11 protein-coding genes and 1 pseudogene are annotated in these 12,389 nt (G+C 60.1%); 5 read left to right on the top strand and 7 right to left on the bottom strand.

The features are described from left to right. Window positions 1-47: 47 nt before the first annotated feature. From H4V96_RS10255 to H4V96_RS10240, 4 genes are all read right to left on the bottom strand, one after another. A complete protein-coding gene (locus tag H4V96_RS10255; RefSeq protein ID WP_196855813.1) occupies window positions 48-497 on the bottom strand; it encodes a GNAT family N-acetyltransferase in 450 nt (149 codons plus the stop codon). Window positions 498-614: 117 nt separating this feature from the next. Then, a complete protein-coding gene (locus H4V96_RS10250) occupies window positions 615-1,610 on the bottom strand; it encodes an NADP-dependent oxidoreductase (protein WP_280720910.1) in 996 nt (331 codons plus the stop codon). A 226-nt stretch (window positions 1,611-1,836) separates the two neighbouring features. Then, the gene (locus H4V96_RS10245) at window positions 1,837-2,139 is read right to left on the bottom strand and encodes a Dabb family protein (protein ID WP_196855815.1); all 303 of its coding nucleotides are present in this window, start codon (window positions 2,137-2,139) and stop codon (window positions 1,837-1,839) included. A 126-nt stretch (window positions 2,140-2,265) separates the two neighbouring features. Beyond that, window positions 2,266-3,444, bottom strand: a complete 1,179-nt coding sequence (locus tag H4V96_RS10240) for an acetyl-CoA C-acyltransferase (protein ID WP_280720909.1) — start codon at window positions 3,442-3,444, stop codon at window positions 2,266-2,268. Window positions 3,445-3,677: 233 nt separating this feature from the next. Here H4V96_RS10240 and H4V96_RS10235 point away from each other — a divergent pair, with 233 nt between their 5' ends. Together H4V96_RS10235 and H4V96_RS10230 are read left to right on the top strand one after the other, a co-directional pair. Next, entirely contained in the window at window positions 3,678-5,378 is a 1,701-nt protein-coding gene (locus H4V96_RS10235; protein ID WP_196855817.1) for an MFS transporter, read from the top strand. 103 nt (window positions 5,379-5,481) lie between these two features. Further along, window positions 5,482-6,851: pseudogene (locus H4V96_RS10230) on the top strand (IS3 family transposase). A gap of 81 nt (window positions 6,852-6,932) precedes the next feature. Here H4V96_RS10230 and H4V96_RS10225 read toward each other — a convergent pair. Then, the gene (locus tag H4V96_RS10225; protein ID WP_010397974.1) at window positions 6,933-7,136 is read right to left on the bottom strand and encodes a hypothetical protein; all 204 of its coding nucleotides are present in this window, start codon (window positions 7,134-7,136) and stop codon (window positions 6,933-6,935) included. Between the two features lie 115 nt (window positions 7,137-7,251). Further along, window positions 7,252-8,190 (bottom strand): LysR family transcriptional regulator, encoded by a 939-nt coding sequence (locus H4V96_RS10220; protein ID WP_196856631.1) that lies wholly within the window; start codon window positions 8,188-8,190, stop codon window positions 7,252-7,254. A 109-nt stretch (window positions 8,191-8,299) separates the two neighbouring features. On the opposite strand from H4V96_RS10220, the gene H4V96_RS10215 reads away from it, so the two are divergent. From H4V96_RS10215 to H4V96_RS10205, 3 genes are all read left to right on the top strand, one after another. Beyond that, a complete protein-coding gene (locus H4V96_RS10215) occupies window positions 8,300-8,593 on the top strand; it encodes a DUF2798 domain-containing protein (protein WP_010397968.1) in 294 nt (97 codons plus the stop codon). 95 nt (window positions 8,594-8,688) lie between these two features. Continuing rightward, window positions 8,689-9,093 (top strand): VOC family protein, encoded by a 405-nt coding sequence (locus H4V96_RS10210; RefSeq protein ID WP_196856632.1) that lies wholly within the window; start codon window positions 8,689-8,691, stop codon window positions 9,091-9,093. A gap of 107 nt (window positions 9,094-9,200) precedes the next feature. Beyond that, window positions 9,201-10,049 (top strand): alpha/beta hydrolase, encoded by an 849-nt coding sequence (locus tag H4V96_RS10205; RefSeq protein WP_196856633.1) that lies wholly within the window; start codon window positions 9,201-9,203, stop codon window positions 10,047-10,049. A gap of 54 nt (window positions 10,050-10,103) precedes the next feature. On the opposite strand, the gene H4V96_RS10200 is transcribed toward H4V96_RS10205, so the two are convergent. Further along, window positions 10,104-12,191, bottom strand: a complete 2,088-nt coding sequence (locus tag H4V96_RS10200; protein ID WP_196856634.1) for a 3-hydroxyacyl-CoA dehydrogenase NAD-binding domain-containing protein — start codon at window positions 12,189-12,191, stop codon at window positions 10,104-10,106. Window positions 12,192-12,389: the final 198 nt, after the last annotated feature.

Below are 12,389 nucleotides of genomic sequence, written 5' to 3'. Positions count from 1 at the left end.
CTGCGCGCTAACCCGACCCACCGTTGACGTCGTAGGTCCGATTAGCGCTACGCGCGTAATCCGACAATAGCCTGGAACACCAGCCGCATTTCCACATGCGCTATGCCCGCCTCTTCAAACTGCTCTCCCTGCGGCAAGAAACCGTGGCGCGCATAGAATGGCGCGGCCACGGTTTGCGCGTTCAGCACCACCGCTGCATCGCCGCGTTCGCGGGCTTGGTCCATCAGCGCGGTCAAAATGGCGCCGCCCACGCCCGTGCCGCGGCCCGGCTGGCGCACGGCCATGCGGCCAATATGGCCATCCGGCAATAGACGGCCCGTGCCGATGGCGTTGCCGGCAGCGTCAACAGCGACGGCGTGCAGGCAGACCGCGTCCATGTCGTCGAGTTCGATCTCGGCCGGCACTTTCTGTTCATCGACGAACACTTCAAAACGAATGGCGGTAGCGTCAGGGCCCAGAGTGGCCCAGTCGCCGAGGCGGATGGTGTGCTTGGTCATGGTAGGGACTAGAGGTAGGGGCTAGAGGTTGGGGCTAGAGGTTGGGGCTAGAGGTTGGGGCTAAAAACAGACAGAGACAGGCCGCGATTATCGCACGGCCCGCCCGACAGACGAGAATCAGCCCAGCTTCACCAACTGCTTGCCGAAGTTACGTCCTTGCAACAGACCGATGAAGGCCTCGGGCGCGCTGGCCAGGCCATCGGCCACGGATTCGCGGAACTTCAGCTTGCCCGTCGCCACCAAGGTAGCCAGTTCGCTCAAGCCCTGCGTCCACCATTGCGGCTGCTCGGAGACGATAAAGCCGCGCACGCTCAGGCGGTTGGTCAGGATGAAGCGCGCATTGTCGAGCGGCGTCGCTTCGCCGTTGTAGCCGGCGATCCAGCCGCAGATGGCCACGCGGCCAAACGCATTGGTGCGCGCCAGGGCTGCGTCGAAGATGGCGCCGCCCACGTTTTCAAAGATGGCGTCGATGCCGTCCGGCGTGGCTGCCGCCAGGTCTGCCGCCAGATTGCCGGCCTTGTAGTCGATGCAGGCATCGAAACCGAGGTCCTCGACAACATAGCGGCATTTCTGCGCGCCGCCGGCAATGCCGACCACGCGGCAGCCTTTCAATTTCGCCAACTGCCCGACGACGCTGCCGACGGCGCCGCTGGCGGCCGACACGACCACCGTTTCGCCCGCCTTCGGCGCCATGATCTGGTTCAAGCCATACCATGCCGTCATGCCGGGCATGCCGACAGCGCCCAGGTAGGCCGAGGCAGGAATGTGCGTCGTGTCGACCTTGCGCAGCATGCTGCCATCGGAGACGGCCACTTCAGCCCAGCCCAAGGTACCGACTACCGTATCGCCGACGGCAAACGTCGGATGCTGCGATTCGAGTACCACGCCGACCGTGCCGCCTATCATGGTTTCATTCAAAGCTTGCGGCGCCGCATAGCTTTTACCCTCGCTCATGCGCCCGCGCATATACGGATCGAGCGAAAGGAACTGGTTACGTACCAGCAACTGGCCATCCGTGATGGCGGGAATATCCGCCGTTTCCAGGCGAAAGTTATCTGGCTGCACTTCGGCCGTTGGGCGCGAGGCGAGGACGATGCGTTGGTAGGTGGTCATATGAGATCCTGTTTTGGGTGAAGTTTAAAATTTAGCCCGTGAAGCAAGAGCTGGGGTCGGACCCGCCGGGTCCGACCCCAGTCCTTGTTCTTGGGCTACAAATAGCATCACTAACACTAACTTAACGGCATTAGGGTCAGAGCCGCCGGGGGAATGCGTCCCAGTGGGCCGCATTCCGATCGCGAAGCGACTGACCCCAGCCCTTCGCTTTGGAGTTAACGGGTTTTCACACTTCATAATCCATGCATTGCCGCGCTTCACGCACGGCGGCGAAAAATGGCTTGATTTTGACGTGCTCGGGATGGTTCTGATAGGCATCAAGCGCTGCGCGGCTGGCGAATTCGCTATACAGCACGAGGTCATAGGTGGCCTCCAGCCCCGGCTGGGCAATGACTGCCTCGAATTTCAAGATGCCGGGCACCAGCTTGGCGCAGGAATCGAGCAAGGCTTTCAATTTCAAGGCGTTGGTGGCGCGGTCGGCACCTTCGGCGTGGTCTAACAGTTTCCAGAAAATAATATGCTTGATCATGGTGGCAGGCTGCTTATCTATAAATGAAGCATGACTGTAACCGCTATTGGCGCGCCTTGCAGAAACAGGGAAAGCAACGCAAACGGGCGGCCCTGAAAGCCGCCCGCAGACTAACTTAACACCACATCACAGCACTTCAAACAGGCCGGCCGCGCCCTGCCCGCCGCCGATGCACATGGTTACCACCACGTATTTGACACCGCGGCGCTTGCCTTCGATCAAGGCGTGGCCCGTCAGGCGTGCGCCCGACACGCCATACGGGTGGCCGACGGCAATCGCCCCGCCGTTCACGTTCAGGCGATCCATGGGGATGTCCAGGGTATCGGCGCAATACAGCACTTGCACGGCGAACGCTTCGTTCAGTTCCCACAGGCCGATGTCGGCCACCGTCAAGCCCGCCTTTTTCAGCAGTTTCGGAATCGCATACACGGGGCCGATGCCCATTTCATCGGGTTCGCAGCCGGCCACGGCAAAACCGCGGAAGACGCCCAGCGGCTGCAATCGTTTTGCTTGCGCCACTTTCGCATTCATCACGATGGCCATCGAAGCGCCGTCGGAAAACTGGCTGGCGTTGCCGGCGCTGATGACGCCGCCCGGCATGGCCGAACGATTCTTGGCCACGCCTTCATAGGTGGTGTCGGCACGGATGCCTTCATCGGCAGAGATCGTCACTTCGCGCGACACCAACATGCCACTGTCCTTGTCGGCCACGCCCATGATGGTGCGCATTGCCACGATTTCTGCGTCGAACAGGCCGCGCGCCTGGGCTGCGGCAGCGCGCTGCTGGCTTTGCACGCCATACGCATCCTGGCGCTCGCGCGAAATCTGGTAGCGGCTGGCCACGGTTTCAGCCGTCTGCAGCATGGGCCAGTACACTTCCGGCTTGTGCTGCTGCAGCCAGACATCGCGCGCCATGTGCGTATTCATTTCATTTTGCACGCAGGAAATCGACTCGACGCCGCCGGCCGCATAGATATCGCCTTCGCCGGCAATGATGCGCTGCGCTGCCAGGACGATCGCCTGCAAGCCCGACGAGCAAAAGCGGTTTACGGTCATGCCCGCCGTCGTGACAGGGCAGCCGCCGCGCAAGGCGACCTGGCGCGCGATATTGCCACCCGTGGCGCCTTCCGGGAAGGCGCAGCCGACCAGCACGTCTTCCACTTCGGCGGCCTCGATACGCGCGCGCTCGACGGCAGCGGCCAGTACATGGCCGCCCAGGGCAGCGCCGTGCGTCATATTAAACGCGCCCTTCCAGGACTTGGCCAGGCCCGTGCGGGCGGTCGAAACGATGACGGCTTCATTCATGCTGTGTCTCCTTGTGGAAATATTATGTGCTTCATCATAAAGTCTTCGAAAGCAGAATAGCACATTTAAGTACGGTCGTTCGCAAAGCTATGACAGATAATAATTTGTAAGTTTGGCGTAAGTTTCAAGCAAGCATGGCGTAAGGTTCGGGGCACAAACTCCAACCCAGCCATTGCAAGAATGGTCAAAAAGACTACGGCAATGGTTCACTATAAAACATAGGGAGACAAACCATGGCAACACCATCCGGCTCAGCCGACGTACGGAAATTTTCCAGCAAGGGAACGCCGATTACACCCGAAGAACGCAAGGTCATCTTTGCATCCTCGCTCGGCACCGTCTTTGAATGGTATGATTTTTATCTGTACGGTTCGCTCGCATCCATCATCGCCAAGCAATTTTTCATCGGCGACCCCACCACCACCTTCATCTTTGCGCTGCTAGCGTTTGCCGCTGGCTTCATCGTGCGTCCATTCGGCGCGCTGGTCTTTGGCCGCCTGGGCGACATGATAGGCCGCAAGTACACCTTCCTGATCACCATTTTGATCATGGGCGGCTCCACCTTCATCGTCGGCTTGCTGCCGGGCTATGCGTCCATCGGCATCGCCGCACCGATCATCCTCGTCATCCTGCGCATCCTGCAAGGCCTGGCGCTGGGCGGCGAATACGGTGGCGCGGCGACCTATGTGGCCGAGCACGCGCCTGAAGGCAAGCGCGGCGCGTTCACAGCATGGATACAAACCACGGCAACGCTGGGCTTCTTCCTGTCGCTGATGGTCATTCTGGGCACCCGCCTGGCCACGGGCGAGAAGGATTTCGAAGCGTGGGGCTGGCGTATTCCCTTCCTGGTCTCCGTCCTTCTGCTCGGTATTTCCGTGTGGATCCGCCTGGCCATGAATGAATCGCCGGCGTTTGCCAAGATGAAAGCCGAGGGCAAGACCTCGAAAGCGCCGCTGACGGAAGCATTCGGCAAGTGGAAAAACCTGAAGATCGTCATCCTGGCCCTGATCGGCCTGACCGCCGGCCAGGCCGTCGTCTGGTACACGGGCCAATTCTACGCCCTGTTCTTCATGATCCAGACCCTGAAAGTGGACCTGGCAACGGCCAACGTGCTGATCGCCATCGCCCTGCTGCTGGCGACGCCGTTCTTCCTGTTCTTCGGCGGCCTGTCCGACCGCATCGGCCGCAAGTACATCATCCTCGGCGGCTGCCTGATTGCCGCAGCGACTTACTTCCCCATCTTCAACGGCTTGACCCACTTTGCCAATCCGCAGCTGGAAGCGGCACTGAAGAACTCGCCCGTGGTGGTGGTGGCCGATCCTGCTTCCTGCCACTTCCAGTTCAACATGACCGGAACCAAGAAGTTCCCCTCGTCGTGCGACATCGTCACAGGCTTCCTGTCGAACAGCTCGGTGAACTACACGAAGGAAGACGCACCGGCCGGCTCAATCGCCAAGGTGCGCATCGGGGCAAAGGAATTTGCCTCGTTCAATGCCGTCATGACGGCCGATGGCCTGAACTTCGATGCCGACAGCAAGGCCCGCGAAGTGGTACTCAAGAAAGAAATCGGCGCCGGCATCAAGGAAGCGGGCTACCCTGCGAAAGCCAATCCGGACCAGATCAACAAGCCGATGGTCGTCTTGCTGCTGTTCATCCTGGTGCTGTATGTGACGATGGTGTACGGTCCGATCGCCGCCATGCTGGTGGAAATGTTCCCCACGCGTATACGTTACACCTCGATGTCCCTGCCTTACCATGTGGGTAATGGCTGGTTCGGCGGCTTGCTGCCGACCACGGCCTTCGCACTGGTGGCCTTCAAGGGCGACATCTATTACGGCCTCTGGTATCCGATCGTCGTGGCCCTGGCCACTGTCGTGATCGGCACCCTGTTCGTCAAGGAAACGAAGGATAACAACATCTACGCCGACGATTGATGCGGCGCCAGCCCCGACCGCAAGGCCGGGGCCAGCAAAGCAAAACGCCGCTGACTCATGAACTGACTCCAATAAGTTGGACACCAACCTATTGGGGTTTTTCATGTCGAAGTACGCAGAACAGTTCAAGCTGGCAGTGGTCAAGCAATACCTTGCCGGCGCGAGTGGTTTCCAATTCTTGGCGAACCAGCATGGTGTTCCTTACTCCATGGTTCGCAAGTGGGTGGGACTATTTCGCCAGCATGGTGAGGACGGCTTGCGAAAGAAGTTCAGCCACTATGATGCAGACTTCAAGCTTTCGGTATTGCAACATATGTGGGCCAATGACTTGTCTTATGGCAAGACTGCTGCAGTTTTCAATATTCGGCATCATGCCGCCGTGGGCGTATGGGAGCGCTGCTATCATACGGGCGGTATAGACGCCCTCATGCCACGTCGCCGTGGCAGACCCACGAAAATGCCCAGCCCTCCAGACACAAAGCCATCTTTGCCCGTTAATGATTCAGAGCGTACCCACGAGGAGTTGGTCGCAGAGGTGAATCAGTTGCGCATGGAGGTGGCCTACCTAAAAAAGTTGCGGGCCTTAGTTCAATCACAGCAGCTACCGCAGGCGACAGCACGCAAAAAGCGCAAGTAATTATTGAACTAAGGCAGCACTTTCCCCTGGCTGGCCTGCTCAAGCTGGCCGGCTTGGCGCGCAGCACTTTTTACTATCAACAGAAGGCGGCGCAGGTCTGCGACAAGCATCAGGAACTGAAAAAGCAGATTGGCATCATCTTTGCCCTCCATAAGGGGCGCTACGGCTATCGGAGGGTCACAGCGGCGATTCGGCAGCTGGGCGAAAAGGTCAACCACAAGACCGTTCAAAGCATGATGGGCAAGCTCGGTCTCAAGTCACTGGTGCGGCCAAAGAAATACCGTTCGTACAAAGGCGAAGTAGGCCACGCTGCCCCTAACGTTCTGAAGCGGCAATTTGATGCACCATGCGCCAATCAGAAATGGGTCACCGACGTGACGGAATTCAATGTCTCTGGCGAGAAGCTGTATCTATCTCCGGTGATGGACTTGTACAACGGCGAAATCGTTGCATTTGAGACCGCCAGGCGGCCAGCGTTCGAACTGGTGGGTGTCATGCTCAAGAAGGCGCTGGCGAAGCTTAAAGCGGGCGAGAACCCCATTCTTCATTCGGACCAGGGATGGCAATACCGAATGCCTGCGTATCAGCGGGCGTTGCGGAACAAGCACGTTGTGCAAAGCATGTCGCGTAAGGGCAACTGCCTCGATAACGCGGCAATGGAGAGCTTCTTCGCAGTGCTGAAATCGGAGTTCTTTTACCTGAACAAATTCAGCAGCGTCGAAGAGCTACAAACCGGCATCAAGAAATACATTCACTACTATAATCACGACCGTATTAAGATGAAACTAAAAGGGCTGAGTCCCGTGCAATACAGAACCCAGCCCTTGGCCGCCTAACAAACTTAACCGTCCAACTTTACGGGGTCAGTTCACTCATCAGCGGCGTTTATTTTTTATACGGCGTATGCGGCGGCGAGCTTACTGGTCGCTCTTGCTCTTTTTCACCTGGTCGCGCTGCTGCACGTATTGCTGGTAGCTGGTCTGGTTGCGCTTGCGGCAGGCATTGCGGTCGTCAAAATTATTGAGGCTGTTGCAATACTCGCCGATCTTGTCCCGGTTCGCGTCATACAAAACTTCACAGCCACCCATGGCCAGCAAAAAAGGGACGATCAGATATTTCATTGCTACTCTCATGGATAGGGACGTATTGCGCGTAAAAACACCAGATTGCCGAATTGGCAAGCGAACAAGCTTTATCTTAACGCGATCCTGGCAAAAAGTACAAGAGCTCGGTATGTCAAAGTGGAGACGGTGAGGGCAAGACGGCCTCATGCCTCAGCAATGCTGCGTTCAACAACGGGTTGTCCGCCGCAAACGCCACCAAGTGCTCGAGCAGCACACGCACGCGGGCCGGCAGGTAGCGCCGCTGGGTCCACACGGCATACACATGGCGCGGCTGCGGCATCCAGTCGGGCAGCACACGCACAAGGCTGCCTCTAGCGACTTCATCGCGACATTGCAGAAGCGGACACAGCAAGATGCCGATACCCGCGTCCGCCATTTCCACAGCCAGGCGCATTTCATTGACGCGCAGGCGCGCCTGCGGTTCGATCAGCATCTCGGCGCCATCGCCTGGCCGCCGCAAACGCCAAGTGCGCAGCGGCTCGGCCACGATCAACTGGTGCAGTGACAGTTCTTGCAAGTCGCGCGGTACGCCTGCACGCGCCAGATAGGCCGGCGCAGCCACCATCACCAGCGCGGCGCTGCCCAGGCGCCGCTGCATCAGCGAGGAATCGTCGAGCGCGCCGACGCGGATGGCCAGGTCGGCGCCGCTACTGACCAGATCTTGCAGCAGATTCGACAATTCCAGCTCCAGGCGGATATCCGGGTACTGCTGCATGAAGCTGACCCAGGCGGGCGTGAGCAAGCCGCTGGCAAAGTTCACCGGTGCCAGTACGCGGATGCAGCCCGAGACGGCCGACAGGCTGGCATCGAGCTGCTGCGTCGCTTGGCGCAACGCATGCACGAGGGGGCGGCACTGCTCGTAGTATTGCCAGCCTTCCGCCGTCGGTTGCAAACGGCGCGCACTGCGGTTGAGCAAGCGGTAGCCCAGCTGGCCTTCCAGCTTTTGCAGCCGGCGCGTGACGGTAGCGGCGGGCAAGTCTTCCTTGACGGCCGCAGCATGCAGGCTGCCGGCCTCCACGATGGCGACAAACAAGGCCAAGTCATCAAGCATGAGCCCCCTCGCATGATTGCATTTATGGAATTTGAAATTGAAAATATGCCTCTAGTATAGATTGCTGCAATTCGTTACGCTAGCCTATCCTACATTGTGAAAGTGCCCCATGTCCGAAGCTCTGCGCCTGCGCTGCGTGTTCGCCTTCCTGATGTCGCTGGTGATGACATTGCTGATGAGCGCCTGGGTCACCTGGCTCAATATCGGCTTGCAAGCGGACTTCCTGCCCCGCTGGCGGCATGCGTTTTTTGCCGCCTGGCCCGTGGCCTTCTGCGCCGTGATGCTGTTTGCGCCCCGCGTGCAGCTGATCAGCCGTGGTATCGCAGCGCGCCTCACCCGCCCGGCACCTGCCTGCCCCGTCTGCGCACCAGTTACGCCATGTACTTGCAACAAACGCCCTTAACCGCCAGTTAGCCACCGCCAGTGTCTGTCGGTCACTTCGGCCCACGACCGCCCTGATCCGGGCTATGCTATGGCCGTCCTGGTTTTGTTAGTGGAATGCCCATGCTCGATCACGTTTCCCTCACCGTTGCCGACCTGGAACGCGCCGAGCGCTTCTACGATGCCATCTTCGCCGCGCTGGGCGTGCCCAAGGTGGGCAGCGACCATGCCGACGCCTGGGTAGGCTATGGCGAGCGCAGCGATGCTGAACACCCTGAACGCAGCTATTTTTCCGTACGCCTGGCCCCCAGGCCCAACGACGCGCCGCGCCGCCATTGCTGCTTCAAGGCCGCTACGCGTGTGGCCGTGGATGCGTTCTGGCACGCCGGCTTGGCACACGGCGGCATCGACGTGGGCGCGCCCGGCCTGCGCCACTATCACGCCAGCTATTACGCGGCCTTTTTGTGCGATCCGGACGGCAACCGCATCGAAGCCGTGTGCCATCGCGCCGAGGCCGGTTGACAGGACGGGGAAACCGCCTCTGTTCGGCATTTCCACTTCCATAGGATTTGCCTATAATGGCTGGCACGCCATACTGTTACCCGGTCCCTGCACCAAGAAGGAGATTCATGCATCATCTACTCGTCGGCCGCCCTGCGCGCACCATGCTCCTCTCCAGCGCCGGCTTGCTGCTGGCAGGCTGTTTTTCCGGCTGCTCGCTGCTGCCCTCCTCGCCGGCCACGCAAGGCGTGCCGGCCACGGCCGCCCTGCCCGACGCCAGCATCGCCTACAGCCTGAGCGGCCAGAACGGCTTGCCCGTGGTGTTCCAGTCAGCCATGGGCGACGGCAAGGATGTCTGGGCCAAGGTCGTGCCCGAAGTAGAGCGACAGCACCGAGTGCTGGTGTACGACCGCCCTGGTTACGGCGACAGCCAGAAAACCAGCACGCCGCGCGACCCGTGCACCATTGCCGCCCAGCAGCGCGCCCTGCTGGCGCAAGCGGGCTTGAAGCCGCCCTATGTACTGGTCGGCCACGCCTTGGGTGGGCTGTACCAGTATGTGTATGCCAAGCTGTACCCGCAGGACGTGGCCGGATTGATACTGCTCGATCCCACGCATCCGCAGCAATGGAGCCGCCTGCAAAAAGACGCGTCCGCCTACGCCATGCTCGTGCAAACCCGGCGCAAGCTGATGTTCAATAGTACCGAATCGGCCGAATTCGATGCCCAGACGCAATGCCTGCAGCATATCGACATGGCCAGTCCACTGCGCGTGCCGGCCATGCTGCTGGTGCGCGACAAGTTTGGCATCGAAGAAATGGGGTCGTTTGAAAACGTGCTGCAGGCGCAGGAACAAGAGTGGCAGCGCCTGTCCGGTGCGCCCGCCATTGAACGCATCACCGGCACCGGCTATTACATCCAGAAAGACAATCCCGTCATCGTCAACGAGGCGATCAAGATGGTGGTGAAGAAGAAATAGTCCGGGGTCAGACCCGTTGGGTCAGACCCCGGCAGTTATTTTGGGGTTTAACGTTCAGCTATTAAATCCCTTGCCCTCGCCCGCCAGTTTCAGCAGCAGCGGCGCCGGTGTCCACGCGTCGCCGTGGCGGCCTTTCGCATAAGCGGCAATGGTATCGAGTACATTGGGCAAGCCGAGCGTATCGGCATAAAACATCGGGCCGCCACGGAACAGGGGGAAGCCGTAGCCCGTCAGATACACCATGTCGATGTCCGAGGCGCGTTGGGCGATGCCCTCTTCCAGAATGCGCGCGCCTTCATTGACCAGCGCATACACGAGGCGTTCGACGATTTCCTCGTCGCTGACCTTGCGCCGCGCCACGCCGATATCGGCGCAGTGCTGGACTATCATGGCGTTCACCTGCTCCGAAGGATAGGCCTTGCGGTCGCCCGCCTTGTAGTCATACCAGCCGGCGCCCGTCTTCTGGCCGTAGCGACCAAGTTCACACAGCAAATCAGCCGTCTTCGAATACGTCACTTCCGGCTTTTCCACAGCGCGGCGCTTGCGAATGGCCCAGCCGATGTCGTTGCCGGCCAGGTCGCCCATGCGGAACGGACCCATGGCGAAGCCGAATTTCTCGACCGCCTTGTCCACCTGTTCCGGCAAGCAGCCTTCTTCCAGCAGGAAGCCGGCTTGCCGGCTGTACTGCTCGATCATGCGGTTACCGATGAAGCCATCGCAGACGCCCGAGACCACGCCCGTTTTTTTCAACTTTTTCGACAACGCCAGCGCCGTGGCCAGCACGTCCTTGCCAGTCTGTGCGCCACGCACGATTTCCAGCAGCTTCATGACATTCGCCGGGCTGAAGAAATGTGTGCCGATCACATCTTGCGGGCGTTGGGTGAACGCAGCGATCTTGTCGAGGTCCAGGGTCGAGGTGTTCGAGGCAAGGATGGCACCCGGTTTCATGACGGCGTCGAGTTGCTTGAACACGGCTTCCTTGACAGCCAGCTCTTCGAAAACGGCCTCGATAACGATGTCAGCCTGCGCGATATCGGCATACGCCAGGGTGCCGCTGACCAGGGCGATGCGCTGCTCGGCCTTCTCTTGCGTCAATTTACCCTTTTTCACCGTGTTTTCATAATTCTTGCGTATCGTCGCCAGGCCCTTGTCCAGCGCTTCCTGCCGCGTTTCCAGCAAGGTTACGGCAATGCCCGCGTTGGCGAAATTCATGGCGATGCCCGCGCCCATGGTGCCGGCGCCCACGATGGCCGCGCTGGCAATGGCGCGCACGGGCGTGTCGGATGGCACGTCAGGCACCTTGCTGGCGAGCCGCTCGGCAAAGAAAGCATGGCGCAGGGCTTTCGATACCGGTGACTGCACCAGTTGCATGAACAGTTCGCGCTCGTACAGCAAGCCCTCGTCGAATGTCATCGTCACGGCGGCCGCCACGGCATCGACGCATTTCAGCGGCGCAGGAAACGGGCCGGACATGGCTTTTACCGTATTGCGCGAGAACTGTAAAAAGGCTGCATGGTTCGGGTAGTCCACCTTGCGCTCGCGTACTGTTGGCAACGGACGCACATCGGCCACCTTGGTGGCGAAGGCGACGGCAGCTTGCAGCAAGTCCGCGCCGGGGGCTGTGACCTCGTCGAACAAGGCCGTGCCGGCCAGCTTTTCGGACGCTACGGGCGTGCCAGAGACGATCATATTGAGCGCCATTTCCAGACCCAAGACTCTCGGCAGGCGCTGCGTGCCGCCCGCGCCGGGCAAGATGCCAAGCTTGACTTCCGGCAAGGCCATCTGCGCGCCGGGCGCGGCCACGCGGTAGTTGCAACCGAGCGCCAGTTCCAGGCCGCCCCCCATGCAGACGCTGTGGATGGCCGCCACCACGGGCTTGCTCGCACTTTCCACCACATTGATCAGGGTGTGCAGGGTCGGTTCCGTGAGCGCCTTGGGCGAATTGAATTCCTTGATATCAGCGCCACCCGAAAAAGCCTTGCCAGCGCCCGTGATGACGATGGCTTTCACAGCCTCATCGGCCAAGGCCTGGCGGATGCCCGCGACGGCAGCCGTGCGCGTGGCCAGTCCCAGGCCGTTGACGGGTGGATTGGCGAGGGTAATGACGGCAACGGCGCCGTTCACTTGATATTGAGCACTCATGTCGCTTCCTTAGTGGAGTATCGGGTGTATCGGTGTATCGGATTATCGGTTTTTGCTTGGCGGTGCGAGTGCAGGCCCGAAAAGACGGGCCTGGCGCAGCAGCAGCAGCAGCAGCAGCCCTACGCGCGGCGTTTCGCTAAATGCCGGGCAACTGGTTAATGCCGTTCAGTTAAGGATTTTGGCGTGATTTATGAGCGC

It is taken from the genome of Janthinobacterium sp. CG_23.4, from assembly GCF_029892305.1.
GTDB lineage: Bacteria > Pseudomonadota > Gammaproteobacteria > Burkholderiales > Burkholderiaceae_D > Janthinobacterium > Janthinobacterium lividum_D.
Note: the sequence above shows the minus strand (reverse complement) of the source record. Positions and strands in the feature narration are given on the sequence as shown.